Here is a 26409-nt window from a genome sequence, read left to right as displayed (position 1 = left end):
GCGGTGATCACCCGGCCCGCGCTGTTCCCCCGAACGGTCTCAGCCGCGTACGCCGCACAGGTGCAGCAGCGCCGCCACCCCGCGGTAGGGGTCCGTGCGCCCGGCCCTCTCCTCGACCGCGAGGAGGGCTTCCAGGTCGTCCGGGATCGGCGCGTCGTCCGCCGCGGTGTCCGTGAAGACCCGGACGCCGTACCAGGCGTGCAGCGGGGCCGCGATCCCGGCGAGCGTGGCGGTGAGCGCGGAGAGCCGGTCGGCGCGGACGTCCAGGCCCAGACGGTTCCGGTAGGCGGTCGTGTCGAAGGCGGCCAGCGCGCCCGCCCAGTCACCGGCGAGGCCCGCGCGCATGGCCAGTGCGTCGCCGTTGCGCACCAGCAGGGAGAGGAGTCCGCCAGGGGCGAGCATCCTCGCCAGGCCGGCCACCAGCGGGTCGGGCTCCTCCACGTACATCAGCACCCCGTGGCACAGCACCACGTCGAAGCTGCCCGGCAGGAAGTGCACACCGGTGTCCCGCCCGTCGCCCTCCACCAGCCGGACCCGCTCGCGGATGCCCTCCGGCTCGGCGGCCAGCGCCTCACGCGCGGCGGCGATCATGGTCGGGTCCTGCTCGACGCCGGTCACCCGATGGCCGAGCCGGGCCAGCCGCAGCGCCTGCGTGCCCTGGCCCATGCCCACGTCGAGCACCCGCAGCCGCTGCCCGACCGGGAACCGCCCGGCTATCTGCTCGTCCAGCTGCCGGGCCACCAGTTCCTGCCGTACGACATCACGCAGCCTGCCCAGCCTGCTCAGCCACGCGTTGGCCGCACCCCCGGTGAAAGCCTCTGCGCTCAGGGCCGCTCTCCGCGCTTGACCTGCGGCTTCGGCAGCCGGAGCCGGCGCATCTGCAGGGACCGCATCAGGGCGTAGGCCACCGCGCCACGCGTGTTCTCGTCCGGGAAGCGCTCCGCGAGCCGCTTCTTCAGCCGGAACCCGCTGATCGCCGCGTCCACCACGATCAGCACGATCACCACCAGCCACAGCAGCAGCGCGGTCGACTGGATCGCCGGCACCCGCACCACGCTCAGCACGAGGATCACCACGGCGAGCGGCAGGAAGAACTCCGCCACATTGAACCGCGAGTCCACCCAGGCGCGGGCGAACTTGCGGACCGGACCCTTGTCCCGGGCGGGCAGGTAGCGCTCGTCCCCGCTGGCCAGCGCCTGGCGCTGCCGCTCCAGGGCCTGGCGCCGCTCCTCGCGCTGACGCTTCGCGGCCTCCTTGCGGGTGGTCGGCGTATGGGCCACGCTGCGCCGCTGGGACTGGGCCTCACTGCGCTTGGGCGTGGGCCTGCCCTTCGGGGCCTGCGGGTCACGGGGCTGCTTGGAGAGGTCTACCGCCGTCTTGTCGGCGGGAGCCTTCTCGTCCTTGGCACGGCTACGGAACACAAAACCCAAGGGTAAGGGCTGCACCGGCATGGACCCCAGCCCGGCCGGGAACGATCCGGCAACACCGGACGTCTGTAGGGGGACAGAGGGGGCGTTCCGGTGCGGGCGGGTGGGGGATCACCTACTCCTCACGCCGGAGCGGTGGCGTCCGCAGTCGTCCTCGGGGATGAGCGCATCACTCCCCGAACAGTGCGGTAATGGAGTCAGGGCCCGTACTGTGGGTCCTGTCGCAGGATCTGTGAGCTGGAGTCCGTCAGAAGGGGGCGCGCGAAGCCCATGAGCGGTGTCATGAAGCGTATGGGGATGATCTTCCGCGCGAAGGCGAACAAGGCCCTTGACCGGGCCGAGGACCCGCGCGAGACCCTCGATTACTCGTACCAGAAGCAGCTGGAGCTGCTGCAGAAGGTCCGCCGCGGCGTCGCCGACGTGGCCACCAGCCGCAAGCGTCTGGAACTCCAGCTCAACCAGCTGCAGCAGCAGTCCACCAAGCTGGAGGACCAGGGCCGCAAGGCGCTCGCGCTCGGCCGCGAGGACCTGGCGCGCGAGGCGCTGTCCCGGCGCGCCGCGCTCCAGCAGCAGGTCACCGACCTGGAGACGCAGCACGCCACCCTCCAGGGCGAGGAGGAGAAGCTCACCCTCGCGGCCCAGCGCCTGCAGGCCAAGGTCGACGCCTTCCGGACGAAGAAGGAGACCATCAAGGCCACCTACACCGCCGCCCAGGCCCAGACCCGCATCGGCGAGGCCTTCTCCGGCATCTCCGAGGAGATGGGCGACGTCGGCCTGGCCATCCAGCGCGCCGAGGACAAGACGCAGCAGCTCCAGGCCCGCGCCGGCGCGATCGACGAGCTGCTCGCCTCCGGTGCCCTGGACGACCCGACCGGCATGGCCAAGGACGACATCGCGGCCGAGCTGGACCGGCTGTCCGGTGGTAGTGATGTAGAGCTGGAACTGCAGCGCATGAAGGCCGAGCTGGCCGGAGGCTCCCCGCAGCAGGCGATCGAGGGCGGCACGGGCCAGGGGCAGACCCAGCAGCAGCCGCAGGACACCCCGCGCTTCGACAAGCAGTAGCCCGGGCCGGGACCCGAGCCGAGGAGGCCGACGTGATCGTACGGATCATGGGGGAGGGCCAGGTGCAGCTGGACGACTCCCACTTCGTCGAGCTGAACAAGCTGGACGACGAGTTGCTGGCCGCGATGGAGAGCGGCGACGGCGCCGGCTTCCGCGCCACCCTCCACGCCCTCCTGGACAAGGTCCGTGAGCTGGGCCGGCCCCTGCCGGACGCTTCGCTGGAACCCTCGGAGCTGATCCTGCCGTCGGCCGACGCGTCGTTGGAGGAGGTCCGGGACATGCTCAGCGACGACGGGCTGATCCCCGGGTGAGAGCCCGGCCGGCTCGGGCGGCCCGCGGACTGCGGGCCGCCGACGCCTGATCGCGCAGTTCCCCGCGCCCCCGGGGCGGCACAGGCGGACGCTGGGGTACCCCCTCCGGGGGAGGCACCTTCAGCGAGCAGCGCCCGGTCCCACCCCCGACCGGCACCAGTACAGGGCACCGCACGGCACCCGTACTGTTCACCCGTGAGTACCGCCCGCACGCTCGACCGCGCCCGCTGCAGCCTCAAGGCCCACCCCTGGGCCCTGGACGCGTCCATCGCCGCAGGCGCCCTCGTGTGCATGGTCGCCGGCTCGTTCGTCGTCCCCCGCGGAGCGCACGGCGTCACCTGGGGCGTCCGCACCCCCGACCCCCTCAGCCTCCTGCTCATGCTCCTCGCCGCGGTAGCGCTCGTCCTCCGCCGCCGCGCCCCCAAGACCGTCCTCGCCACCACCGGCGCCCTCTCGGTGATCGAGTGCGTCACCGGCGACCCACGCGCCCCGGTCACGATGTCCGCCGTCATCGCCCTGTACACCGTCGCCGCGACCACCGACCGCACCACCACCTGGCGCGTCGGCCTGCTCACCATGACCGTGCTGACGGCCGCCGCCATGCTCGGCGGCCCGCTGCCCTGGTACGCGCAGGAGAACCTGGGCGTGCTCGCCTGGACCGGCATCGGCGCCACCGCGGGGGACGCCGTACGCAGCCGGCGCGCGGTCGTCCAGGCCATCCGGGAACGCGCCGAGAGAGCCGAACGCACCCGCGAGGAGGAGGCCCGCCGCCGCGTCGCCGAGGAGCGGCTGCGCATCGCCCGGGACCTGCACGATGTCGTCGCCCATCACATCGCCCTCGTGAACGTGCAGGCCGGGGTCGCCGCGCACGTCATGGACAAGAGGCCCGACCAGGCCAAGGAGGCCCTCGCCCACGTCCGGGAGGCCAGCCGGTCCGCGCTCGACGAGCTGCGCGCCACCGTCGGACTGCTGCGGCAGTCCGGTGACCCGGAGGCACCGACCGAGCCCGCACCCGGCCTCAGCCGCCTGGAGGAGCTGGCCGCCACCTTCCGCAACGCGGGACTGCCGGTACACGTGGCCCGTGCCGACCAGGGCACCGAACTGCCCGCCGCCGTCGACCTGGCCGCCTACCGGATCGTCCAGGAGGCCCTGACCAATGTGCAGAAGCACGCCGGGTCCGAGGCCAGGGCCGAGGTCAGCGTCGTCCGGGTCGGGACGCACATGGAGGTGACCGTGCTGGACGACGGGGCGGGCGCGGCCGGGGTGCCCGGGGCGGGCGGCGGGCACGGACTGCTCGGCATGCGCGAGCGGGTCACGGCCGTCGGCGGCACCCTCACCACCGGACCCCGCTTCGGCGGCGGCTTCCGCGTCCATGCGATCCTGCCCCTCAAGACCCGTACCGAGACCCGTACCGAGAGCCGTACGGAGACCCGTACGACGGCCCCGGGGGAGCCCGCATGACGATCCGTGTCCTGCTCGCCGACGACCAGGCACTGCTGCGCAGCGCGTTCCGGGTACTGGTCGACTCCGAGCCCGACATGGAGGTCGTGGGGGAGGCCGCCGACGGCGCCGAGGCGGTCCGGCTGGCCAAGGAGCAGGCCGCCGACGTGGTCCTCATGGACATCCGGATGCCCGGCACGGACGGGCTCGCCGCCACCCGGCTGATCAGCGCCGACCCCTCCCTGGCGGAGGTCCGCGTGGTCATCCTGACCACCTTCGAGGTGGACGACTACGTGGTCCAGGCGCTGCGCGCGGGTGCCTCCGGCTTCCTCGGCAAGGGCAGCGAGCCGGAGGAGCTGCTCAACGCCATCCGGGTCGCGGCGGGCGGTGAGGCCCTGCTGTCTCCCGCCGCCACCAAGGGCCTGATCGCCCGCTTCCTCGCCCAGGGCGACGACGACGGCCGCGACCCCGCCCGCTCCGAGCGGCTCGGCGCGCTCACCGGCCGGGAGCGGCAGGTGCTCGTCCAGGTCGCCGGCGGCCACTCCAACGACGAGATCGCCGAGCGCCTGGAGGTCAGCCCACTGACGGTGAAAACGCACGTCAACCGGGCCATGGCCAAGCTGGGCGCGCGCGACCGGGCACAGCTCGTGGTGATCGCGTACGAGTCGGGGCTGGTGCGTCCGCGGATGGACTGATCTCCACCCGGGCGTACTGCGGGTCTCCACCCCGGCGTACTGCGGGCTGAGCAGGGCCGGGACAAGGAGCTGAAGGCGCTGCGCCTCGGCCCGGTGAAGCCGGGTGACATCGCCACGGTGAAGCTGGTGGACGGTCCGGTGTCGCTGACCCGGATCGACGGCCGGCGCTCCGCCACCGTCACGGCCGGGCCGACGGGTGACAACACGGGCGCGATCGGCACCGAGCTCCGGTCGAAGATCCTCCTGGTCTCCGTCCCGTTCGCGGCGACGGGCGCGATCGGCCTGCTGGTCGCCCCCCGGCACCCCGAGGGGCGTCCCGGCGATGATCGGCATGCTGATGCTGATCGGCATCGTGGTGACGAACGCGATTGTGCTGATCGACCTGATCAACCAGTACCGCGGACAGGGTTACGGCGTCGTGGACGCGGTGATCGAGGGCGGCCGCCACCGCCTCCGCCCCATCCTGATGACGGCGCCGGCGACGATCTTCGCCTTGCTTCCCATGGCCCTGGGTGTCACCGGCGAGGGCGGCTTCATCGCCCAGCCTCTCGCGGTGGTCGCCATCGGCGGCCTGATCACGTCCACGCCGCGGACGCGGAGCCCGCAGGGGTGCAGCGGCCCGCGGGCGGCTCTCACGGAGGTGCGGCTTCCTGGTCCGGCGACCAGGAAACCGCACCTCCTCGTCTTTGGCCGGGCACGCGGATCCTGGCCTCTCGGCGGAAGACACCCGTATCGCCGGTCGGTGATCCTTTAATCCGATCGTGCGGGCGAGATCCTGCCGCCACCGGCGGTCGGCGACCGCCCGAATACAGGAGGAAAGCGCTCCCGATGTCGCCCGACCCTTCCGCCGCAGAACTCTTCGACCCCATGTCGCCGGAATACACCGCGTGTCCTTACGCGGCATTCGCGCGCGCCCGAAAGGAACAGCCGGTCGCCCACCAGACCGCGCTGGACGAATGGATCGTCACCGGACGCGCGGAAATCGAGGCCGTCCAGCGGGACCACGAGCATTTCACGAGCCGCTACAACCTCGACGGCTCCTATCCCTTCTGCCCGGAGGCGAAGGAGATCCTGGACGACTCCCTGTTCTTCCGGGTCGCCCTCTACAACGTGGACCCGCCCGCCCACACCCGGTTCCGGAATCTCATCAGCGAGTACTTCACCCCGCGCGCCCTGCGGCGCCGTGAGGCGTCGATCCGGGAGATAGCCAAGCGGCTCGTCGCCGACATCACGGCGAAGGACGGCTGCGATCTCCTCCAGGAATTCGCCTACCCGCTTCCGATGACGGTGATCTGCGACATCATCGGCATCCCGGAGGAGGACCGGGCCACGGTCAAGCAGTGGAACAACGAGTGGCTCGCCCTGCAGGTCGTCCCGCTGCCGCCGGAGCAGCAGGTGCACTGCGCCGGCAATGTGGTGACGTACGAGAAGTACGTGCTCGGCCTGCTGGAGCAGCGCCGCCAGGAGCCCGCCGACGACCTGCTCACCGAACTGGTGCGGGCCGCCGACGCGGACGACCCGGTGTGCACGGTCGAGGACGCCGTCGTCGCCCTGCGCGTGATGATCGCGGCGGGGCACGAGACCACCACCAACCTGATCTCCAACGCGGTCCACCAGCTGCTGCGCGACCGCGCGTTGTGGGAGCAGATCGTCAAGGACCCGGAGCTGGTCCCCGCCGCCGTGGAAGAGGCGCTGCGCTTCGACTCCTCGGTGCAGGGCGCGCCTCGCGTCGCCACCAAGGCCCTGCGGGTCGGCGACACCGAGGTCCCCGAAGGGGCCAGGCTGCGCGTGATGTTCGCCGCCGCCGGACGCGACCCCGAGTGGGTCGACGACCCCGACACCTTCCGCCTCGACCGGCAGGGCCCGCCGCGCCACCTCGGCTTCGGCCACGGCATCCACTTCTGCGTGGGAGCCTCCCTCGCCCGCCTGGAGTCGCAGATCGCCCTGCAGACGCTGGTGGAGGCGCTGCCCGGACTGCGCCTCGCGGACGGCTTCGAGCCCCGGTACCTGCCGGGCGGATTCGTCTTCCGAGGCCTCGCCGAGCTGCCCGTCACCTGGTCCTGACCCGCGCCCGGCCGTCCTGCATCCCCTCGACGTACCCCCCTCTACGTCCCACCCACGGAGGCAAGAAGAACCATGGCACTCGCGACCGCCGCACCGTCAGTTCCTCCGATGCCGGGGCGCATTCCGCTCGCGGGCCACGCCGTACAGATGTTCCGCAACCCGCTCAGGTTCTTCCAGAGCGTCAGCGAGCAGGGCGGCCTGGTACGGATCTGGCTCGGCACCAAACAGGCCTATGTGGTCAGCGACCACGACATGCTGTACGACATTCTCGTCCGCAAGGCCAAGTCCTTCGAAAAGGGGATGCAGTTCGACCAGGCGCGCCCGCTGCTCGGCAACGGAATCCTGCTGTCCGAGGGTGATTTCCACCGCCGGCAGCGCCTGCTCATGCAGCCGGCCTTCCACCACGAGAAGATCGCCACGTATGTCGACGTGATGCGCGAGTCGGCGACCGACGTGTTCGACACCTGGCGGGACGGCCAGCGCGTCGGCATGTACAACATGTTCTACGAACTCGCCGTACGCATCGTCATCAAGGCACTGTTCTCCACGGACATGGTGGAACAGGACGTGGCCGAGGTCTACAAGTCCATGCCGATCGTGATTTCCGGTGTGGAGAAGCGCGCGGCCATTCCGCCCGGCCTGCTCGACCGCATTCCCAACAAGTCCAGCCGGGAGTTCCACAGCGCGATCGGCCGGCTCTACTCGATGGGGCGGCGCATCATCGCCGACTACCGGGCCAAGGACAAGGGCATCGGCGAGCGGCCGGACGACCTGATGAACCTCCTCTTCACCGCGCGTGACGAGGGCAACAAGTCGATGACCGACAAGCAGATCCAGGACGAGTTCATGACGCTCCTGACGGCGGGGTCCGAGACCACGCCGAGCGCCATGAGCTGGACCTGCATGCTGCTCGGCCGCCACCCCGAGGTGCAGCGCCGGATGCAGGAGGAGGTCGACGAGGTCGTCGGCGACCGTCCGGTCGAGGCCGGCGACCTGCGCGCCCTGGACTACACCCGGCGGGTCATCCAGGAGGCGCTGCGGCTGTACCCGCCGGTGTGGGCGCTGGGCCGCAAGTGCGTGAAGGCCACCGAACTCGGCGGTCACCTCATCCCGGCCGGCACCGAGGTCCTGTACTCCATCTACGCCGTCCACCACGACCCGAAGGTGTACGACAACCCGGAGGCGTTCGACCCCGACCGCTGGCTGCCCGAGCGGGCCAAGGAGGTGCCGCGCAGCGCGTTCATGCCGTTCGGCGCGGGTGTCCGCAACTGCATCGGCGAGTCCTTCTCCTGGTTCGAGACCCAGACCGTCCTCGCGACCCTGCTGCAGCGCTGGTCCGTGCAGCCCATCACCGGCGAGCCGGTGAAGCCGATCGCCATGGGTGCCCTCGTTCCCGGGGAGCTGCCCATGAAGGTCGTCAGGCGCGACAGGTGACCCTCACCGACGCGCTGACGGAAAGCGCGGCCGTCACGGCGCGGGTCGACCGGAGTCTCGAGTGCTTCCTGCAGCGGCGGATCACTGACGAGCCCGACCCGGCGGCCCGCCAGGTGCTCGTGGTCCTGCGGGACTTCATCCTGAACGGCGGCAAACGGATCCGCCCCCTGTTCTGCTACTGGGGGTGGCGGGGCGCCGGCGGATCCGCGGACGACACCGACCTCGTCGCGGTGGCCGCCGCGCTGGAGCTGTTCCACACCGCGGCCCTGATCCACGACGACATCATCGACCACAGCGATCTGCGGCGCGGCCGGCCCACCGTCCATCTGTCCCTCGACAAGTGGCACGCCGAACAGGACTGGCAGGGCGAGAGCCAGGCGTTCGGGCACCACGGTGCGCTGCTCGCCGGGGACGCCTGCCTGGTCTGGTCGGAGGAGATCTACCACGACAGCCCCCTGGTGGTACAGGACGAGCGCGCCCGCCGGCTGTTCGCCCGGCTGCGCATCTCGGCGCTGTACGGGGAGTTCCTCGACCTCGTCGGCGAGGCGCGGGGTGGCGACCTCTCCGACGCGCTGAAGATCGTCCGACACAAGACGGCGAGCTACACCATCCGTTATCCCCTGCAGATCGGTGGGGCGCTGGCCGGCGCGGACGAGGCGCTGCTCGCGGCGTACGACACCTTCGGCTTGTTGCTGGGCGAGGCCTTCCAGCTGCGCGACGACATGATCGGCCTGTTCGGCGCGCCCGAGCTGACCGGCAAGGAGCCGCTGGACGACGCCCGCAAGGGCAAGCCGACCGCGCTCATCACGGTCGCCCGGAACATGGCGGACCCCGCGCAGCACGCCCGGCTGGACCTGCTCTACGGATCCGAGTGGCTCGGTCTCGACGACCTCGCCGAACTGCGGGACGTGGTCCGCGCGACCGGAGCGCCCGCCGTCATCGAGCGGATGATCGGCGAGCGGCACACCGGAGCGGTCCAGGCCCTGCGCGGCGCCGGCCTCCAGCCTCCCGCGCTGACCGAGCTGGAGTCGCTGGCGGCAGCCTGCGTGCATCGTGAAAGGTGAATGACCGGATGTCGACCATCCCGAAGCCGTTCTCGGACGGCACGGAGATCTATCTCCCAGAGTTCCCCTATCTGCTCCCCGCGTGCAGCCACCCGCAGACGGAGGACATCCGGCGGGAGTCGGACGCCTGGGTCCGCGAGACCATGGGCTTCGCCATGGACGACCCCCGGGAGATGGACCTCCTCCTGGAGGAGACCGCCTCCCTGTGGACCTGTCTGGTGCTGCCCACGGCCCGCGAGGACCGGCTGCGCCACCTGTGCAAGTACACCGAGTACCTCTCGGTGTTCGACAACGCGATGGTGGACCGGGACAAGCTCGGCAAGGACCCCGCCGCGGCCCAGGAACTGTTCGTCCTGCTGGCAGGCATCCTCGACGAGCAGGCCGACGGCACCGAGATGTGGGGCTCGGTCCTCCAGGGACTGTGGAAGGAGATGCGCGCGGACATGCCGCCCGCCGTGTGGGACCGGTTCCTCGCGGAGGTGCGGCGCTTCCTCGCCGGGTGCGTCCACGAGATCACCTCCCGCACGGAGGACCGGGTCTTCGACTACGACACCTACATAGGCGTCCGCAAGGACAGCGTCGGCATGGGCATGTACTTCGTGCTCGGCGAGTACGGGCTCGGCATCGACCTGACCGAGGACCTTGAGCGGCACGCGGAACTGCGCGAGATCATCGACATCGCGCTGGTGCACATCATGCTGACGAACGACATGTTCTCCTTCCGGGCCGAGGCGATGATGGACGACTACGTCAACGCCCTCTCGGTCCTGCGGCTGAGCGAGGGACTCGGCCTCCAGGAGGGTGTGGACCGCCTGTTCGCCCTCATCGACGGCAAGCGGGCCGAGTTCATGAAGGCCAGGGCGGCCATCGAGGCGGGCGAACTGGGCCGCCGCGACGACATCCGCGCCTACCTGGACGCGCTGTGGCACATGATGGCCGGCAACCTCCAGTGGTCGTACCTGACGTCCCGTTACAACGGGCCGGGGCACCGGTGGAACGGTGTCCGCTCCGGGATGCTCACCCTGCACCTGGACCGCACCGTCTACAGCGACCGCGCCTACTGCCGGCTGGCCGCGCCGACCTCGGAGGCGCACGCGTGAGCGTCTCGTACACGACCGCCCCCGGCCGGGTGCCCGGACTCGGCCACGCGCTGGCCCTGATGCGCAGTCCGCTGGGCTTTCTGACCTCGCTGCGCGCCCACGGCGACCTGGTCCGCGTGGACCTGGGCCCGATGCCCTCGCTGTTCGTGACCTCACCGCCGCTGATCCACGCCCTGCTCACGGACCGCAAGGATCTGCTGGACAAGGGCCGGTTCTACGACAAGGTCCGCCCGCTCACCGGCAACGGCGTGATCCACGCCTACGGCGACGAGCACCGCCGCCAGCAGGCCATGATCAAGCCCTCCTTCCACCGTGACGAGATCACCCGGTACGTCCAGGTGATGCGCGAGGTCACCGAGGAGAAGACCGCGCACTGGCGGGCCGGCGACGAGATCCCGGTGGACAAGGCCATGCGGGACATCACCTTCAACATCCTGGCCCGCACCATGTTCGGCTCGGTCGTGGACCGGGCCGCGCACGAGGAGCTGGCGGCGATCCTGCCCACCGTGCTGGAGGCCATCATGTGGCGCACGGTGTCGCCGGGCGACCTGCTGGAGAAGCTGCCGCTGCCCATGAACCGCCGCTTCGACGCGGCCTTCGCCCAGCTCCGCGAGGCGATCAGCCGCGTCATGCTGGCCTACCGGCAGGGCGCCGCCGAACCCGGCACGGCGGGCATGCTGTCCATGCTGCTCGCGGCCCGTGACCCGGAGACCGGACGTCCGATGACCGACGAGGAGCTGTGCAACCAGATCGTCTCGGTCACCATGGCCGGCTCGGAGACCGCCGCCACCGCCATGGCCTGGCTCTTCTACGAGCTGGCCCGGCACCCGGAGATGGCGGAGCGGGTGCGCGCGGAGGTCCTGGAGGTCGTCGGCGAGCGGGACTTCGAGATGGCCGACGTCGGCAACCTGCCCTACAACCGGCGGGTGTTGCAGGAGCTCATGCGGGTCCGGCAGCCGATCCTCGTCATCTCCCGGCGCGCCGTACGGGACTTCCCGCTGGGCGGCGGCCATGTGAAGGCCGGCACCGAGCTGTTCTACAGCCCGTACGCCGTGCACCGCGACCCCGACCTCTTCCCCGACCCGCTGCGCTTCGACCCGGACCGCTGGCTGGACATGCCGGTCGCACGTCTCCCCAAGGGCGCCTACACACCGTTCGGGGCGGGTCCCCGGCACTGCATCGGCGAACAGTTCGCCTGGGCGATGATGCATGTGGTGCTGGGCACGATCGTCCGCCGTTGGCAGCTGACGCTCGCCGACGGAGTCAAGGTCAAGGAGATGCCGTGGGCCACGGTCAACCCCAATCACATGCCTATGACGGTGTCGCCGGTCCGGCGCCGGGAGCCGGTGGCCTGTCCGTGACCCTGCGCATCACCGTCGACCTGGACCGCTGCTGCGGCTCGGGCATGTGCGCGCTGAGCGCGCCGGAGATATTCGACCAACGGGACACGGACGGCCGCGTGATCCTCCACGAGCATTTTGCGCCACCCGGCAGCGAGAAATCAGTCAAGATCGCGTCGGACAACTGCCCGTGCGAGGCGATTTCCGTGACAGACGTGGTACTGGGCGAGCGCGAACGGAGAAATGAATGAAAGCGTACATATTTGCGATGTGATCGAGTCGAGGTGGCTGAACTCTTGTGTGGCGCACCGGCGTTCGATTAGCCTGCCTGAGGTTGACGGTACGAGGTAGGGGGAGCCCATTGCCGGTCAGTCTCACGGGTAAGAGTCGGTTCCATTCCATACGGAACCCGGTCGATGTCATGGTGTGCGACAGTCATCCGCACGCACGATTCGGTTTGAAAATGCTGCTCGCTCAGGACCCGGGAATCTCCGTGGTCGCGGAAGCGGCGGACGAACGACAGGCGGTGAAGGGGGTTGCCGAATTCCGACCCGATGTCGTCCTGCTGGAGGCCGGGCTGACCGAACTGGTCCAGGAACTGGACCGGGCCGTCTCCAGCCCTCCTGCCACCGTTGTCTACGGCATCGAGGCGATGAGCCCCGAGCGACTGGCCGACCTGGTCAGAGGCAATGTGCGCGGAGTCGTCCACCGCAACGCGGCCAACGACGACGTCGTCCACGCCGTCCACGCGGTCGTGGATGACGGCGGCTTCGCCTCCTCGGAGCTCACCGCCTGTCTGCTGCAGGCCGTCCGAGCAGGCTGTACGCCCCCGGGAGTGGACCACCGCTTCCGGGACCTGCTCACCGAGCGCGAGAACGGCGTCCTCGCCCTGCTCTGTCAGGGGCTGTCCAACAAGGCCATCGCGACGGCCCTGTGCGTCACCGAGAAAACTGTCAAGTTCCATGTCTCCAACGTGCTCGCCAAGTCCGGCGTCAGCACGAGAGCCCAGCTCATCGCCGCCATGGGCTCCTTCACCACGCCCCACGGCCATTCCATCGGAGCTCGTGGCGCCTGACCCGTTCCACGGGGCGTTCACCACACTGGTCGATGGTCCAGGTCCCAGCTCGGCGAGCCCGGCCCGGAGACGGGCTCGCGGACCTGGTTCTTGGGCGGAAGACACCTCGGGTGACGTCCGGAAATACTGAGGTCACGCGTTCCGTGAGAATTCTTGCCGAACCAATTCGGAACGCCGGCGCACGGTATTTTACTGGACGGCTCCGATGGGAATGAGTGCTTGATGTCACGGCTGCGGTACCTGGATCCCAGCGAGGCTTATCACGCGTTTGTCGACTGGTCCGGTTCTTATTCGATAGCCGCCGCCGGCGCAGTGGACCCGGGCCGACTCATCCAGGCGTTCAAGGCGCTGTGCCATGCGGTTCCACTCCTGACGGGAAATCTCGGACGGGACGAGAACGGCTATTTCTTCCGGATTCCGCCCGGTCGGCTGCCCGAGGTCACCCTGCGGGAGACCGACGGCACACCCGAGGACGAGGAGGCCGTCTACCTGGCCGAGATGGCACGCCCGCTGGACTCCACCGAGCAGCTGTGCCGGCTCGTCCTCGTGCGCTCCGAGCACAGCGCGCGCATCATCCTCGTCCTGCACCACAGCATGATCGACGGGCGCGGCGGCGTCACCCTGCTCGAGAAGCTGTGCCGCAACTACACCGCGCTCACCGAGGGCCGGACATCGCCCTACGCCACCCCCGCGGCCCCGGCCCAGCTGTCCGCCGAGACCCTGCTGAAGGACCGTCACACGGCCGGTGTCGTGGAGAGCGCGGTGGACCGGGACGCACTGCGCGCGGCCCTGGCCGCTGCCCCCTCCCCGGAGCCGCTGCGGGTGGTGCCCCAGCGGCTGCGGCTCGACACCGAGGACACCGCCCTGCTGCGGGACGTGCTGCGCGCCGACTCCTTCTCGGTGCACGGCTTCGTGGCGGGCGCCGCGACCGTCGCCGTACGCGAGGGACGCCCTGGCGCGGACGCCCTGGACCTGGTCTGCGGCTGCCCGGTGGACCTGCGGAACCGGACCGAACCGGTGGTGACCGTCGAGGAGTCCACCAACTTCGTCAGCGGCGTCGAGACGGCCGTCTCCGTCCCGCGCGGCGCCGATCCGACCGAAGTCGGCCGGGTCATCAAGGAGCGCCTCGACAAGGCCATCGACGACGGCGAGGCCGAGCGCGCGATCCTCCAGGCCGGCCAGTTCGCCGCCGCCGAACCCGTCTCCGTCGACCTCGTCGTCACCAATCTCGGTCCCATCCCCGAGTTCACCGCACCGCGGGGTCTGCGCATCACGGACTTCCGCGGCTACACCACGACCACCATGCACGGCCTGCTGCTGTTCGTCGTCACCTCGTACGACGGCCGGCTCAGCATCGAGATCACCTCGCCCGAGGGCCTGCTGTCCGCAGCGGAGCGCACGGCCCTCGCGGAGCGCACCGCGGAACTGCTCCGCGCCCGCACCACGAACCAGGAGCGCGTATGACCCAGCAGGAAACCACGCCACCCCGTATCCCCACGGCACGGGTCCACCCGCTGGATCCCCCGCCGGAGCTGTCCGAGATGCGCGGGCGCTGCCCCGTGGCCCCGCTGACCTATGCCGACGGCCATGAGGGCTGGATCGTCACCAGCCACCAGCTGGCCCGGCAGGTGCTGTCCGACTCCCGGTTCAGCTCGAACCCGCGCATCCGGCACTCCGCGGTGCATGACGTCCTGGGCGACGGCCAGCCGCCCGAGGAGGACGTGCCCGGCATGTTCGTCGGCATGGACCCGCCGGAGCACACCAAGTACCGGCGGCTGCTCACCGGCGAGCTGAGCACCCGCCGGATGCGGGAGATGGAACCGAAGATCGCCGCGGTCGCGAACGAGTTGATCGACCGGATGCAGGCGGACGGCGCGGACACCGCGGACCTCGTCACCGCGTTCGCCATGCCGCTGCCGTCCCGGGTCATCTGCGATCTCCTGGGAATTCAGTACGCCGACTGGCAGGACATCCAGCCCGTCTCCGAGAAGATGCTGCGCATCGACTCCTCCGCCGAAGAGGTGAAGGACTGCTACCGCATCATCTTCGAATTCCTCGCGAATGTCGTGGCGCTCAAGCAGAAAGAGCCCGGCGACGATCTGCTGAGCGGACTCGTGCAGTCGGCGGAACTTTCCGATGTGGAACTCACCAGTGTGGCGTTCCAGCTTTTCACCGCGGGCCACGAGACCACCGCGAACATGTTCTCGCTGGGCACCTACACCCTGCTGACCCACCCGGACCAGCTCGCCGCCCTGCGCGCCGACGCCGGACTGATGAACAGCGCCGTCGAGGAACTTCTGCGCTATCTGACCGTCATCCAGTTCGGCATCTCGCGCGGCGCGGCCGAGGACGTGGAGCTGGGCGGGGAGACCGTGCGCGCCGGGCAGACCGTCACCGTGTCGCTGCCCGCCGCCAACCGGGACCCCGAGCGCTTCACGGACCCGGACCGCTTCGACATCGCGCGCGTGCCCTCCGGCAACGTGGCCTTCGGCTTCGGCGTGCACCAGTGCGTGGCCCAGCAACTGGCCCGCGCCGAGTTGCGGATCGGCTTCCAGGTCCTGCTCGACCGGCTGCCCCGACTGCGCCTGACGGTCCCGGCGGACCAGGTGCGGATGCGGGACGGCGCCATCGTCTACGGATGCCAGGAACTGCCGGTCGCGTGGTAGCTGCACGGCGCGCGGGGCCAACCGATGCCCGCCCCGCGCGCCGTGCGAACGGCCCGGCCGGCTCAGCGGGCCGGCAGCCGCAGGCCGGCGTCGAGCCGGATCGTCTCGCCGTTGAGCATGGGGTTGCGGAGGATGTGGAGCACCAGCTCCGCGAACTCCTCCGCCGCTCCCCACCTGCGCGGATGAGGCACCAGTCCGGCCAGTTCGGCCTTCTTGTCGGCGGGCAGCACATCGGCCGCCGGGGTGTCGAACAGCCCCGGGGCCACGGTGACCACCCGGATCCGCAACGGCCCGAGGTCCCGGGCCAGAGGCAGGGTCATGCCGGCCACTCCGGCCTTGGAGGCGGCGTAGGCGGCCTGCCCGATCTGGCCGTCGAACGCGGCGATGGAGGCGGTGTTGACGATGACTCCGCGCTCTGCGGAGACCGGCTCATTGGCCGCCATCGCGTCGGCGGCCAGGCGGACGACGTTGAAGGTGCCGATCAGATTGGCCTCGATCACCTCGGTGAACTCCTTCAGGGGGTGCGGACCGGAGCGGCTCACCACCCGCGCCGCGTGCGCGCGGCCCGCGCAGTTCACCACGGCCCGCAGCGCCCCCTGCTCGACGGCGGCCCCGACGGCCCGCTCCACATCGCCCTCGACAGCGACGTCCCCGGGCACGAACACCGCCTCGCCGCCCAGCCGCGAGACCGCCTCCTCACCCCGCTCCCGTGAGCGGCCGACCAGCACCACCCGCATGCCGTCGGCCTGCAGCCGCTGTGCGGTCGCGAGACCCAAACCCGAGGTTCCGCCGGTGATGAGAGCAACGGCACGAGACATGAGGACCTTTCCTGGAAACGGAGCCGAAACGCGGCAGGATTATTTAATCGTGAGTGACCGTGCAATACAAGGCAAGCCTTTTGGAAAGGGGTGTGCGGACGGTGTGGAATACTGCTCCGGTATCCGTGGGCATTCGGTCGGTAGGGCGTTTTGTGCCCGACCTCGAGATATCGAACGAAGAAATCGTCGCCCGTTTCGACACCAGTGACGAATGGATTCGGACCAAGCTGGGAATCACCACGCGCCGGGTGGCCCGGCCCGGCCAGCTGACCTCCGACCTCGCGGTCGGGGCGCTCCAGGACGCCTGCGCCCGCGCGAGCATCGCCCCGGAGACCATAGACCTCGTCATCTGCTGCACCGGCACCCCGGACCACATGCTGCCGGCCATGGCCGCGGCCGTGCTGCGCAAGGCGGGCCTCTTCGACATCAGGGGCTTCGACATCAACGCGGGCGGCTGCGCGGGCGGCGTGTTCGCGCTCGACGTCGGCGTGAAGTACATCCGCTCCGGGGAGTACAACCGGGTCGCCGTCGTCATCGCCGACACGGTCGCCCAGTGCCTGGACCCCGAGGACCGCACCGGGCACGCCATCTTCGGTGACGGCGCGGGCTGTTACCTGCTGGAGGCGTGCCGGGACGGGCAGGGGGTCGGGCCCACGCTGATGCGCACCAAACCGGAGCTGTACTACACGGCCTTCACGGAGCGTCTGGACCCGCCCGAGGGTCTGCCCAACCGCTTCAGCGGGCCCAACTACATGCGCATGGACGGCGGGGGAGTGCGCGACTTCGCGCTGGACGTCATCCCGGACTTCGTCGAACAGGTCGTCAAGGCGGCCGGGACCACGCTGGACGACGTCGACCTGATCGTCTCCCACCAGGCCAACCCGACACTGCTGCGCCGGCTGGTCCGCGAACTCGGCCAGCCGGAGAGCAAGGGCGTCGTCGTGGCGGACCGGCTCGGCAACACCAGCGGGTCCAGCGTGATCCTGGCCCTGTGGGAGGCCGTCGAGTCGGGCCGGCTGCGCCCCGGCGACGAGGTCCTGCTGGTCTCGTTCGGCTCGGGCATGAGTTACGGCGGCACGGTGCTGCGCTGGTGCGGGCCGGAGGACTTCGGCGCCGGGCGGAGGGATGCCGCGTGAGTGGACGTACGGGATCGGACCAGGTCACCCTCGTCACGGGCGCCTCCCGAGGCATCGGGCGGGCCGTGGCGGTCACGCTCGCCCGGCGCGGGGGCCATGTGGTGATCAACTACAAGCAGGACGAGGAGGCCGCGCACAGCGCCCTGGAGGAGGTGGAGAAGGCGGGGGGAGAGGGCAGCCTGTGCCGGGCCGACGTGGAGGACCCCGGGCAGATCGCGGAGCTGTTCGCCTTCGTCGAGGAGCGGTACGGCCGGCTCGACCACCTCGTCGCCAACGCGGCGGCGGGTCCCGCGAAGACCGTTGAGCAGGTGGAACTGCGCCACCTCGCGCGCAGCCACGCCATGAACTCCCAGTCCTTCGTGGTCGCCGCCCAGCACGCCGTCCGGCTCATGGACCGCGGGGGACGGATCGCGGCCGTCTCGTCGCTGGCCGCCGGGCGTGCCATCCCCGGATACGCGGCCATCGGCGCCCAGAAGGCGGCCCTGGAGGCCTGGGCCCGCTACTTCGCGGCCGAGCTGGCGCCCAAGGGTGTCAACGTCAACGTGGTGACCGGCGGGATGATCACGACGGACTCCCTGGGCCACTACCTGAGGGCCACCGGCCTGACCGCCGACGACATCGTCCCGCACATCCCCAAGGGCCGCCCCGGCTCCCCCCAGGAGGTCGCCGACGCCGTCGACTTCCTGCTGTCGCCCGCCGCCGAGTACATCACCGGCCAGAACCTGGTGGTCGACGGCGGCCTGAGTATTTCGGCACCGTTCTGCGGGCATCCCTGACGACGACGCCCCCGGCCGGCCGAAGAGGCCGGCCGGGGGCCGTGGACTCCTGGGGCTCTCGGACTACGGCAGCGCCAGCATCCGCTCCAGCGCCAGCTTCGCGAACGCCTCCGTCTCCTTGTCGACCTCGATCCGGTTGACCAGGTTGCCCTCGGCCAGGGACTCCAGGGCCCAGACCAGGTGCGGCAGGTCGATGCGGTTCATGGTCGAGCAGAAGCAGACCGTCTTGTCGAGGAAGACGATCTCCTTGCCCTCGGGCGCGAAACGGTTCGCCAGCCGCCGGACCAGGTTCAGCTCGGTGCCGATGGCCCACTTGGAGCCCGCCGGGGCCGCCTCCAGGGCCTTGATGATGTACTCCGTCGAGCCGACGTGGTCCGCGGCGGCGACGACCTCGTGCTTGCACTCGGGGTGGACGAGGACGTTCACGCCGGGGATGCGGGCGCGCACGTCGTTGACCGAGTCCAGGCTGAAGCGGCCGTGGACCGAGCAGTGGCCCCGCCACAGGATCATCTTCGCCGCGCGCAGCTCGTCCGCGGTCAGGCCGCCGTTCGGCTTGTGCGGGTTGTAGACCACGCAGTCGTCCAGGGACATGCCCATGTCCCGGACGGCGGTGTTGCGGCCCAGGTGCTGGTCCGGCAGGAACAGCACCTTCTCGCCCTGCTCGAAGGCCCAGTCCAGCGCCCGCTTGGCGTTGGACGAGGTGCAGATCGTGCCGCCGTGCTTGCCGGTGAACGCCTTGATGTCCGCCGAGGAGTTCATGTACGAGACGGGGACCACCTGCTCGGCGACCCCGGCCTCCGTCAGCACGTCCCAGCACTCCGCCACCTGCTCGGCCGTCGCCATGTCGGCCATGGAGCAGCCGGCGGCGAGGTCGGGCAGTACGACCTTCTGGTCGTCGGAGGTGAGGATGTCCGCCGACTCGGCCATGAAGTGCACACCGCAGAAGACGATGTACTCGGCCTCGGGGCGCGCGGCCGCGTCCCGGGCCAGCTTGAAGGAGTCACCCGTGACGTCGGCGAACTGGATGACCTCGTCGCGCTGGTAGTGGTGGCCGAGCACGAAGACCTTGTCGCCGAGCTTCTCCTTGGCCGCGCGGGCGCGCTCGACCAGGTCGGGGTCGGACGGCGACGGCAGGTCACCGGGGCACTCGACGCCCCGCTCGCTCTTCGGGTCGGCCTCACGGCCGAGCAGCAGCAGGGCGAGCGGAGTCGGCTGCACGTCGAGCTCCGGGGTCTGGGCGGTGGTCACGACACGCACCCTTTCTACTTTTCGTCTAACTGACGCTATCTATCATAACTGGTTCACGTCAGTTTGACGATGGCCATAGCGTCGATGTGACGTGAATCCCGCTCGGCTCCCCGCAAGGTCCCTCCACAGGCCGCTGCCGGTGCTCACGGGCATGTGCGAGCATGAAGAGAAGGAAAAACGCGACAGGACTGCCCGGCCCGGAATGAATCCGCGGAAGCGCCGGTTGCACTCGTCGGCAAGCAGTCTCCGTACAACCCGGGAGAGATGTAGATGTCCGTATCGGACGAGACCACCACCGTCACCGACGGCATCATCCTGACCGACGCCGCCGCGGCCAAGGTCAAGGCCCTGCTCGACCAGGAAGGCCGTGACGACCTCGCGCTGCGTGTCGCCGTCCAGCCCGGCGGCTGCTCCGGCCTGCGCTACCAGCTCTTCTTCGACGAGCGCTCGCTCGACGGCGACGTCGAGAAGGACTTCGGCGGGGTCAAGGTCGTCACCGACCGGATGAGCGCTCCCTACCTGGGCGGCGCCACCATCGACTTCGTGGACACGATCGAGAAGCAGGGCTTCACGATCGACAACCCGAACGCGACCGGCTCCTGCGCCTGCGGCGACTCCTTCAGCTGAGCCGACGGTCTGAAAAGGCGGCGACCCCGGCACGGGGCCGCCGCCTTCGTCGTACGCCGGGAGGCTAGCGAGTCCGTGCCGGCGTGTGGGGACGCAGCGCCCCCGGCTTGCCCTGCGGAATACGGCTGCCGTCGGCACCGACCACCGTCCGCCCGTCCAGTGGCGCAGCCAGCCGTACCGTCTTCGCGTACTCCTTGGCGATCAGCACACACACCTTGTCCGGCCGGCGATGCTCGGTCACCGTCACGGTCACCCGCTCGCCGCTCTCCTTCGCGGCCACCTCGTAGTCGGCACACACCCCGCCGTAGAAGCTCACGGTCAGCTCCCGATCGTCGGCCAGGTAACCGGTCACCCGCACGGTCCGGGGCGTCGGCGTCCCGGAAGCCGACGGAGCCGGGGGCGTGGCCGCCGAGGCCAGATACCGGGGATCGACCGCCGGATACGCAACGGTGGACGCGCCCTGGCCGACCGGCCCCCGCACCTCGAACAGCCAGGACGGCACCAGCGTCTGCCGCCCGGCGACGGAGTGCGAGGCCAGCCCGAAGACCGCCTTCTCCACGGTGACGGTGTCGGTGCCCGGGTCCGCTCCCTGCTTCGGCGCGCCCGTGGACTCCCCGCAGGGCCGCTCCAGCCGGTCCTGCAGCGGCATCGGGCTGGCACAGCCGCCGATCCCCATCCGGTGGTCGCCCTTCGGGGCCGCGTTCATCAGCTTCAGCGTCTTCCCGGCGCTCAGCACGGGATATGTGTCGCCCTTCGCCGGAGCCCCGAGCAGTCCGTGCCCGCCCACCAGCTCACCCCGCCGGTCCACGGTCAGGCCGGTCGTCCAGCCGTACGTCGGCAGCCCGCCGACCACCGGATCGGCGTTGACCACCCGCTGGCTGCCCATGACCTGGCTCGCGTCGATCTTCGCGTCGTCCAGACCGGCCGCCTTCAGCACCGGCGCGGCGGCCCCGGTCGCCTTCGCCACGCTCACCGCGGTGCCCGCGGGGGCCATCGGGTCGTGCACGCAGAGCACACCCTTCCTGCAGTCGTCGGTGCCCGGCGCATACCGGCTGTAGGTCCAGCTTCCCGGCGCGTCCCGGTTCACCTGGAGGCTCGGCCCGGAGCCGTCCTTGCCGCCGACCCGCCAGATCCGCCCCTCGGCCACCGGAGCGCCGCCGACACCGAGCGCCCTGGCCAGCCGGACCACCGCGTCCTTGCCTACCTGGCCCTCCGGGACGTACACCGGCGCGGAGCCGGGCCCGGCCGGCAGATCGCCCCGGGCCACGTACGTCGCCCCGTACGGGTCCGGTTCGCCCGGGGCGATACCGCCCGTGCCGCTCCAGCCGTCCAGGGCGAGCGGCCCGGGAGGGGCACCGTCGCCGGGGGTACGGCCTCCGGCGTCACTGCTCGCCGCGAGATAGGCGCCACCGCCGCCGACCAGCAGCACGGCGGCGGCGACGGAGACGACGGCGAGCCGCGACCGCCGCCGCCCGGCACGCCCACCCTCCATGTCGCTCTCCGGGCCGCCGGGCCCCTCAGCGCGGACAGCCGCCTCAGAGCCATCAGCGGCCTCAGCGCCATCAGCGCCGACAGCGGTCTCAGTGCCGACAACGTCGTCCGCGTCGTCCGTGCTGTGCTTGCCGTCGTCCTTCCCGGGCGCGCCGTCCTCCGTCGCGATCGTCGGCTCGGGCTTTCCCGAGTCCTCGGCTCCCTCGGAGCCCTCCTGGCTCCCGGCACCCCCAGGGCCCACGGCGCTCTCGGGCTGCTCGGAGCCCTCGGGGTGCTCGCGGTTCTCGGGTCGCTCGGTGTTCACCGCATCGCTCCTCGCTGGTCGTATCCCGCATCCCCCGCCTGGGGGACGGCGATGGGACGCGCGAGGGGAGCGTGCGGTTCCCTGCGGAGTGCGCCCGCGCGTCAGTCGCCGTAGTCCGACATCGCGTCCAGCAGCCGCGCGGACCGCGCCGGCACGTTCACCCCGTGAATCAGGGACGGCGGCACCGGCCGTGACGTCGCGTGCTCGGGAACCGTCCAGTGCGGAGCCATCCGGGCGCAGTCGCCGCGCAGCGCTGCGAGGCCGCCGTCGAGGTCGCCGTCGAGGTCGGCCGGGGCGGCGGAGCGGAACTTGAGGTTCGTCATGACCGCACCGTAGGCCTGCTCAAGCCGCGAAGAAAGATCTACTATCGGGTAGTTTCGCCACCTACAGCCCCGGCAGCCGACCGGGTAGCGTGAACTGTCAATCCAGCCTCCCGCAGGAGAATGCCGACGTGCGCATCGCAGTCACCGGCTCCATCGCCACCGACCACCTCATGACCTTCCCCGGCCGTTTCGCCGACCAGTTCGTCGCGGACCAGCTGCACACGGTCTCGCTCTCCTTCCTGGTCGACAACCTGGACGTGCGCCGGGGCGGCGTCGGCGCCAACATCGCCTTCGGCATGGGCCAGCTCGGCACCAGGCCGATCCTGGTCGGGGCCGCCGGCTTCGACTTCGACGAGTACCGGTCCTGGCTCGACCGGCACGGCGTGGACACCGACTCGGTCCGGATCTCCGAGACCCTGCACACCGCCCGCTTCGTGTGCACCACCGACGCCGACCACAACCAGATCGGCTCGTTCTACACCGGTGCGATGAGCGAGGCCCGGCTCATCGAGCTGAAGACCGTCGCCGACCGTGTGGGCGGCCTCGACCTGGTCGTCATCGGCGCCGACGACCCGGAGGCGATGCTCCGCCACACCGAGGAGTGCCGCTCCCGCCGGATCCCCTTCGCCGCCGACTTCTCCCAGCAGATCGCCCGGATGGAGGGTGAGGAGATCCGGATACTGCTGGACGGCGCGACGTACCTGTTCTCCAACGAGTACGAGAAGGGCCTCATCGAGTCCAAGACCGGCTGGAGCGAGGACGAGATCCTGGCCAAGGTCGGCCACCGCGTCACCACGCTCGGCTCGCGGGGCGTGCGCATCGAGCGGGTCGGCGAGGACCCGATCGAGGTCGGCTGCCCTGAGGAGGAGCGCAAGGCCGACCCCACGGGTGTCGGCGACGCCTTCCGCGCGGGGTTCCTGTCGGGACTGGCCTGGGGCGTCTCGCTGGAGCGCGCCGCTCAGGTGGGCTGCATGCTGGCGACGCTGGTCATCGAGACCGTGGGGACGCAGGAGTACCGGCTGCTCCGCGGGCACTTCATGGAGCGATTCACCAAGGCGTACGGGGACGAGGCCGCGCAGGAAGTCCAGGCCCACCTGAGCTGAGCTGCGGCTTTTCGTCTGCCACCCAGCCCCGCACCCCGAGGCCGGTCAGCTCGTGCGGCGGACCAAGTACGCCGTACCTCCTTCCGCCGGCTCCTCCCCGATGTACTCCTGCCCCCGCATCTCGCACCATGCCGGGATGTCCAGGCGGGCCGCCTCGTCGTCGGAGAGGACCCGTACGGTCCCGCCGACCGGCACCTGACCGAACACCTTCGCCAGTTCGATGACCGGGACGGGGCACCGCTTGCCGAGGGAGTCGACGAGCACCTCCCCGGGACCCTGCTGGGCGGCCGGTGCCGCCGGTGCGCCCAGCTTCTCCCGGACCCCCGCCACCGCCCCCGGCAGCACCGCGAGGAACCGCTCCACGTCCTCCTCGGCCGCCCCCATCGGCAGGGACACCCGTACGTTCCCCTCGCTCAGCACCCCCATCGCCCTCAGCACATGGCTGGGCGTCAGGGTGCTGCTCGTGCAGGACGAACCGGAGGAGACCGAGAAGCCCTCCCGGTCCAGCTCGTGCAGCAGGGCCTCGCCGTCGACGTAGAGGCAGGAGAAGGTGACGATCCCGGGCAGCCGCCGCTCGGGGTCGCCGACGACCTCCACGTCCGGTACGGCCTGCGGTACCCGCGTCCGGATCCGTTCCGTCAGCTCCCGCAGCCGTACCGCCTCCTGGGCCGCCTCGGCCCGTACCGCCCGCAGGGAGGCCACCGCCGCCACGATCGCCGGGATGTTCTCGAACCCGGGCGCCCGCCCGGACTCCCGCTCGTCGGCGGGCCCTTGGGCGGCGAACCGCACCCCCTTGCGCACGACGAGCAGTCCGACCCCGGACGGCCCGCCCCATTTGTGCGCACTGGCCGCGAGCAGCGACCAGTCGCCCCCGACGGGCCCCCACCCCAGCGACTGCGCCGCGTCCACCAGCAGCGGCACCCCGGCGCCCCGGCACACCTCGGCCACCTCGGCGACCGGCTGCGCGGTGCCCACCTCGTGGTTGGCCGACTGCAGACACGCCAGCGCGGTGTCCGGGCGCAGGGCGGAGGCGTAGTCCGCGGGGGTGACGGCTCCGGCCCGGTTGACGGCCACTCGGGTGACCGCACCGCCATCGGCCTCGAACACCTCCGCCGCGTGGAGCACGGAGGAGTGTTCGACAGCTGACACGACAAGGTGACGCCCAACCCGCCGCCGCCCGGCCAACGCCCCTGCGATCCCGCTGTGCAGGGCCCGGGTCCCCGACGAGGTGAACACCACCTCGTCCGCCCGGCACCCCACGGCCTCGGCAGCTGCCTCCCGCGCCGCGTCCAGCAACATCCGGGCCCTGCGTCCCTCCCGGTACAGCCGTGCAGGATCGGCCCATCCCTCATCCAAAGAGGCCAACAGCGCCTGACGGGCCACGGGATGGAGGGGAGCGGCGGAAGCAGCGTCAAAGTAGGCCATACGGCAACGCTAAACCGCCGGTCGGGGCAGCGCCCCAAAGGGGCGCGGGGCTGTGACATCAGCGGCTCCGCCGCGGGGCGCGACCAGCCACAACGGGCCCGCAGCCGCCAATTCAGCGAACCACCCGAGTCAGTAGGCACCCCTCCCCGCGAACCCCCGGAGAGGGTGGGCTAGGGTTTGGTCCGCATAAACATCCAAACCCCTGCCCGACGCAGGGCGGCGACCGACCAGCGAGAAGGCCGCAGCCGACCGCGCGGGCGAGACTCTCGGGAAGGCGCTACGTGAGTCCCAACGGCTCCGACCGCTCGCCGCGGCGCCCGATGCGGCGGAAGCTGCTGCAGGCACTGACCGCGGGCCTGGTCCTGGCGACCGCAACCGGTTGCACATACAAGGACTTCCCCCGCCTTGGCATGCCCACCCCGACCACGGAAGAGGCTCCGCGGATCCTCTCGCTGTGGCAGGGCTCCTGGGCTGCCGCGCTCGCCGTCGGCGTGCTGGTGTGGGGCCTGATCCTGTGGAGCGCCATGTTCCACCGGCGCAGCCGCACCAAGGTCGAGGTACCTCCGCAGACTCGGTACAACATGCCGATCGAGGCCCTGTACACAGTGGTCCCGATCATCATCATCTCGGTGCTCTTCTACTTCACGGCCCGGGACGAGTCCAAGCTCCTGGACCTCTCCAAGAAGCCCGACGTCACGGTCAACGTGGTCGGCTTCCAGTGGAGCTGGGGCTTCAACTACGTCGAGAGCGTCCCGGGTGTCTCCGGCGACGCCAAGACCGACAAGAACCTGGACGCCATTCCGGACCGGTTCAAGAAGGACTTCCCGGCGAACGCCGGCGGTGTCTACGACGTCGGTACCCCGGGCACGCGGAACCCGGACACGAACAACCCCGGTCCGACGCTCTGGCTGCCCAAGGGTAAGACGGTCCGCTTCGTCCTGACCTCTCGTGACGTCATCCACTCCTTCTGGGTGGTGCCGTTCCTGATGAAGCAGGACGTCATCCCGGGCCACACCAATGCCTTCCAGGTGACCCCCAACCACGAGGGCACCTTCCTCGGCAAGTGCGCCGAGCTCTGCGGTGTCGACCACTCGCGCATGCTGTTCAACGTGAAGGTCGTCTCCCCTGCGGCGTACCAGAAGCATCTCCAGGACCTCGCCAAGAAGGGGCAGACCGGTTACATTCCCGCCGGCATCGCGCAGACGAGCCACGAGAAGAACCGGGAGACGAACAACCTGTGAGCATCCTCAACGAACCCCAGGGTGCCGCGGCAGCTGAAGGCGCGTACGCGGACGAGCTGCCGGTCAGGCGCAAGCAGCCCGGCAATGTCGTGGTGAAGTGGCTGACGACCACCGATCACAAGACGATCGGGACGATGTACCTCACGACGTCGTTCGCGTTCTTCCTGATCGGCGGCGTGATGGCGCTGCTGATGCGCGCCGAGCTGGCCCGTCCGGGCCTGCAGATCATGTCGAACGAG

25 protein-coding genes and 2 pseudogenes are annotated in these 26409 nt (G+C 70.5%); 20 read left to right on the top strand and 7 right to left on the bottom strand.

Annotated features, from left to right (window positions below):
* Positions 1-39: 39 nt before the first annotated feature.
* Both ACIGXP_RS29965 and ACIGXP_RS29960 read right to left on the bottom strand, forming a co-directional pair.
* Positions 40-741 carry a methyltransferase domain-containing protein gene (locus ACIGXP_RS29965; protein ID WP_363218086.1) on the bottom strand — a complete coding sequence of 234 codons (702 nt, stop codon included), beginning with the start codon at positions 739-741 and terminating at the stop codon, positions 40-42.
* An 83-nt stretch (positions 742-824) separates the two neighbouring features.
* Positions 825-1451 carry a DUF3043 domain-containing protein gene (locus ACIGXP_RS29960; RefSeq protein WP_363218087.1) on the bottom strand — a complete coding sequence of 209 codons (627 nt, stop codon included), beginning with the start codon at positions 1449-1451 and terminating at the stop codon, positions 825-827.
* A 246-nt stretch (positions 1452-1697) separates the two neighbouring features.
* Here ACIGXP_RS29960 and ACIGXP_RS29955 point away from each other — a divergent pair, with 246 nt between their 5' ends.
* From ACIGXP_RS29955 to ACIGXP_RS29890, 14 genes and pseudogenes are all read left to right on the top strand, one after another.
* A complete protein-coding gene (locus ACIGXP_RS29955; protein ID WP_363218088.1) occupies positions 1698-2489 on the top strand; it encodes a PspA/IM30 family protein in 792 nt (263 codons plus the stop codon).
* A 32-nt stretch (positions 2490-2521) separates the two neighbouring features.
* Complete coding sequence (locus ACIGXP_RS29950; RefSeq protein WP_363218089.1) at positions 2522-2800, top strand: hypothetical protein; 279 nt, start codon at positions 2522-2524, stop codon at positions 2798-2800.
* 195 nt (positions 2801-2995) lie between these two features.
* Positions 2996-4261, top strand: a complete 1266-nt coding sequence (locus ACIGXP_RS29945; protein ID WP_399773585.1) for a sensor histidine kinase — start codon at positions 2996-2998, stop codon at positions 4259-4261.
* Positions 4258-4935, top strand: a complete 678-nt coding sequence (locus ACIGXP_RS29940) for a response regulator (protein ID WP_399773583.1) — start codon at positions 4258-4260, stop codon at positions 4933-4935. The genes ACIGXP_RS29945 and ACIGXP_RS29940 overlap by 4 nt, the downstream gene beginning before the upstream one ends.
* Before the next feature lie 66 nt (positions 4936-5001).
* Positions 5002-5689 (top strand): annotated as a pseudogene (locus tag ACIGXP_RS29935) (efflux RND transporter permease subunit); the annotation flags it as partial.
* A 74-nt stretch (positions 5690-5763) separates the two neighbouring features.
* Positions 5764-6999: a cytochrome P450 gene (locus tag ACIGXP_RS29930; protein ID WP_399773580.1), complete on the top strand. Its 1236-nt coding sequence runs from the start codon at positions 5764-5766 to the stop codon at positions 6997-6999.
* Positions 7000-7071: 72 nt separating this feature from the next.
* Positions 7072-8433 (top strand): cytochrome P450, encoded by a 1362-nt coding sequence (locus ACIGXP_RS29925; protein WP_399773578.1) that lies wholly within the window; start codon positions 7072-7074, stop codon positions 8431-8433.
* Positions 8430-9497, top strand: a complete 1068-nt coding sequence (locus tag ACIGXP_RS29920) for a polyprenyl synthetase family protein (RefSeq protein ID WP_363218094.1) — start codon at positions 8430-8432, stop codon at positions 9495-9497. Before ACIGXP_RS29925 ends, ACIGXP_RS29920 begins: the two co-directional genes overlap by 4 nt.
* Positions 9498-9505: 8 nt before the next feature.
* A complete protein-coding gene (locus ACIGXP_RS29915; protein WP_363218095.1) occupies positions 9506-10597 on the top strand; it encodes a terpene synthase family protein in 1092 nt (363 codons plus the stop codon).
* Positions 10594-11958, top strand: a complete 1365-nt coding sequence (locus ACIGXP_RS29910) for a cytochrome P450 (protein WP_399773574.1) — start codon at positions 10594-10596, stop codon at positions 11956-11958. Before ACIGXP_RS29915 ends, ACIGXP_RS29910 begins: the two co-directional genes overlap by 4 nt.
* Positions 11955-12188: a ferredoxin gene (locus ACIGXP_RS29905; RefSeq protein ID WP_363218097.1), complete on the top strand. Its 234-nt coding sequence runs from the start codon at positions 11955-11957 to the stop codon at positions 12186-12188. The genes ACIGXP_RS29910 and ACIGXP_RS29905 overlap by 4 nt, the downstream gene beginning before the upstream one ends.
* Positions 12189-12400: 212 nt before the next feature.
* Positions 12401-13012 (top strand): response regulator transcription factor, encoded by a 612-nt coding sequence (locus tag ACIGXP_RS29900; RefSeq protein ID WP_363218098.1) that lies wholly within the window; start codon positions 12401-12403, stop codon positions 13010-13012.
* A 222-nt stretch (positions 13013-13234) separates the two neighbouring features.
* The gene (locus ACIGXP_RS29895; RefSeq protein WP_399773571.1) at positions 13235-14476 is read left to right on the top strand and encodes a hypothetical protein; all 1242 of its coding nucleotides are present in this window, start codon (positions 13235-13237) and stop codon (positions 14474-14476) included.
* Complete coding sequence (locus ACIGXP_RS29890) at positions 14473-15678, top strand: cytochrome P450 (RefSeq protein ID WP_363218100.1); 1206 nt, start codon at positions 14473-14475, stop codon at positions 15676-15678. The genes ACIGXP_RS29895 and ACIGXP_RS29890 overlap by 4 nt, the downstream gene beginning before the upstream one ends.
* Before the next feature lie 62 nt (positions 15679-15740).
* On the opposite strand, the gene ACIGXP_RS29885 is transcribed toward ACIGXP_RS29890, so the two are convergent.
* Entirely contained in the window at positions 15741-16496 is a 756-nt protein-coding gene (locus tag ACIGXP_RS29885; RefSeq protein ID WP_399773568.1) for an SDR family NAD(P)-dependent oxidoreductase, read from the bottom strand.
* Positions 16497-16549: 53 nt separating this feature from the next.
* Between ACIGXP_RS29885 and ACIGXP_RS29880 the strand changes: the two genes are divergently transcribed.
* Both ACIGXP_RS29880 and ACIGXP_RS29875 read left to right on the top strand, forming a co-directional pair.
* Complete coding sequence (locus tag ACIGXP_RS29880) at positions 16550-17632, top strand: 3-oxoacyl-ACP synthase III family protein (protein ID WP_399773565.1); 1083 nt, start codon at positions 16550-16552, stop codon at positions 17630-17632.
* Positions 17629-18408: an SDR family oxidoreductase gene (locus ACIGXP_RS29875; RefSeq protein WP_399773562.1), complete on the top strand. Its 780-nt coding sequence runs from the start codon at positions 17629-17631 to the stop codon at positions 18406-18408. The genes ACIGXP_RS29880 and ACIGXP_RS29875 overlap by 4 nt, the downstream gene beginning before the upstream one ends.
* A 63-nt stretch (positions 18409-18471) precedes the next feature.
* On the opposite strand, the gene nadA is transcribed toward ACIGXP_RS29875, so the two are convergent.
* Positions 18472-19656 carry a quinolinate synthase NadA gene (gene nadA, locus ACIGXP_RS29870; protein ID WP_399773559.1) on the bottom strand — a complete coding sequence of 395 codons (1185 nt, stop codon included), beginning with the start codon at positions 19654-19656 and terminating at the stop codon, positions 18472-18474.
* A 270-nt stretch (positions 19657-19926) separates the two neighbouring features.
* On the opposite strand from nadA, the gene ACIGXP_RS29865 reads away from it, so the two are divergent.
* Positions 19927-20283: an iron-sulfur cluster assembly accessory protein gene (locus ACIGXP_RS29865; protein WP_028422454.1), complete on the top strand. Its 357-nt coding sequence runs from the start codon at positions 19927-19929 to the stop codon at positions 20281-20283.
* 64 nt (positions 20284-20347) lie between these two features.
* On the opposite strand, the gene ACIGXP_RS29860 is transcribed toward ACIGXP_RS29865, so the two are convergent.
* Positions 20348-22078: a hypothetical protein gene (locus tag ACIGXP_RS29860; protein ID WP_399773555.1), complete on the bottom strand. Its 1731-nt coding sequence runs from the start codon at positions 22076-22078 to the stop codon at positions 20348-20350.
* A gap of 101 nt (positions 22079-22179) precedes the next feature.
* Complete coding sequence (locus ACIGXP_RS29855; RefSeq protein WP_399773553.1) at positions 22180-22401, bottom strand: hypothetical protein; 222 nt, start codon at positions 22399-22401, stop codon at positions 22180-22182.
* Positions 22402-22529: 128 nt separating this feature from the next.
* Here ACIGXP_RS29855 and ACIGXP_RS29850 point away from each other — a divergent pair, with 128 nt between their 5' ends.
* Positions 22530-23504 carry a carbohydrate kinase family protein gene (locus ACIGXP_RS29850; RefSeq protein ID WP_363220233.1) on the top strand — a complete coding sequence of 325 codons (975 nt, stop codon included), beginning with the start codon at positions 22530-22532 and terminating at the stop codon, positions 23502-23504.
* Positions 23505-23549: 45 nt separating this feature from the next.
* On the opposite strand, the gene ACIGXP_RS29845 is transcribed toward ACIGXP_RS29850, so the two are convergent.
* Positions 23550-24929: a cysteine desulfurase/sulfurtransferase TusA family protein gene (locus tag ACIGXP_RS29845; protein WP_399773549.1), complete on the bottom strand. Its 1380-nt coding sequence runs from the start codon at positions 24927-24929 to the stop codon at positions 23550-23552.
* Between the two features lie 281 nt (positions 24930-25210).
* Between ACIGXP_RS29845 and coxB the strand changes: the two genes are divergently transcribed.
* Together coxB and ACIGXP_RS29835 are read left to right on the top strand one after the other, a co-directional pair.
* Positions 25211-26170: a cytochrome c oxidase subunit II gene (coxB, locus tag ACIGXP_RS29840; RefSeq protein ID WP_399773546.1), complete on the top strand. Its 960-nt coding sequence runs from the start codon at positions 25211-25213 to the stop codon at positions 26168-26170.
* Positions 26167-26409, top strand: a pseudogene (locus ACIGXP_RS29835) (cytochrome ubiquinol oxidase subunit I); the annotation flags it as partial. The gene coxB and the pseudogene ACIGXP_RS29835, both read left to right, overlap by 4 nt.

Origin of the sequence: Streptomyces sp. NPDC053069, from assembly GCF_044546895.1 — a bacterium.
GTDB lineage: Bacteria > Actinomycetota > Actinomycetes > Streptomycetales > Streptomycetaceae > Streptomyces.
The sequence above is the reverse complement of the archived record's forward strand: the minus strand, read 5'-3'. Positions and strand labels throughout refer to the sequence as shown.

Bases quoted from the DNA above. Each gene is read 5' to 3' on its own strand.
- ACIGXP_RS29960 (WP_363218087.1), bottom strand. From the start codon at position 1,451: ATGCCGGTGCAGCCCTTACCCTTGGGTTTTGTGTTCCGTAGCCGTGCC.
- ACIGXP_RS29955 (WP_363218088.1), top strand. From the start codon at position 1,698: ATGAGCGGTGTCATGAAGCGTATGGGGATGATCTTCCGCGCGAAGGCG.
- ACIGXP_RS29940 (WP_399773583.1), top strand. From the start codon at position 4,258: ATGACGATCCGTGTCCTGCTCGCCGACGACCAGGCACTGCTGCGCAGC.
- ACIGXP_RS29930 (WP_399773580.1), top strand. From the start codon at position 5,764: ATGTCGCCCGACCCTTCCGCCGCAGAACTCTTCGACCCCATGTCGCCG.
- ACIGXP_RS29925 (WP_399773578.1), top strand. From the start codon at position 7,072: ATGGCACTCGCGACCGCCGCACCGTCAGTTCCTCCGATGCCGGGGCGC.
- ACIGXP_RS29915 (WP_363218095.1), top strand. From the start codon at position 9,506: ATGTCGACCATCCCGAAGCCGTTCTCGGACGGCACGGAGATCTATCTC.
- ACIGXP_RS29900 (WP_363218098.1), top strand. From the start codon at position 12,401: ATGCTGCTCGCTCAGGACCCGGGAATCTCCGTGGTCGCGGAAGCGGCG.
- ACIGXP_RS29895 (WP_399773571.1), top strand. From the start codon at position 13,235: ATGTCACGGCTGCGGTACCTGGATCCCAGCGAGGCTTATCACGCGTTT.
- ACIGXP_RS29890 (WP_363218100.1), top strand. From the start codon at position 14,473: ATGACCCAGCAGGAAACCACGCCACCCCGTATCCCCACGGCACGGGTC.
- ACIGXP_RS29885 (WP_399773568.1), bottom strand. From the start codon at position 16,496: ATGTCTCGTGCCGTTGCTCTCATCACCGGCGGAACCTCGGGTTTGGGT.
- ACIGXP_RS29865 (WP_028422454.1), top strand. From the start codon at position 19,927: ATGTCCGTATCGGACGAGACCACCACCGTCACCGACGGCATCATCCTG.
- ACIGXP_RS29855 (WP_399773553.1), bottom strand. From the start codon at position 22,401: ATGACGAACCTCAAGTTCCGCTCCGCCGCCCCGGCCGACCTCGACGGC.
- ACIGXP_RS29845 (WP_399773549.1), bottom strand. From the start codon at position 24,929: ATGGCCTACTTTGACGCTGCTTCCGCCGCTCCCCTCCATCCCGTGGCC.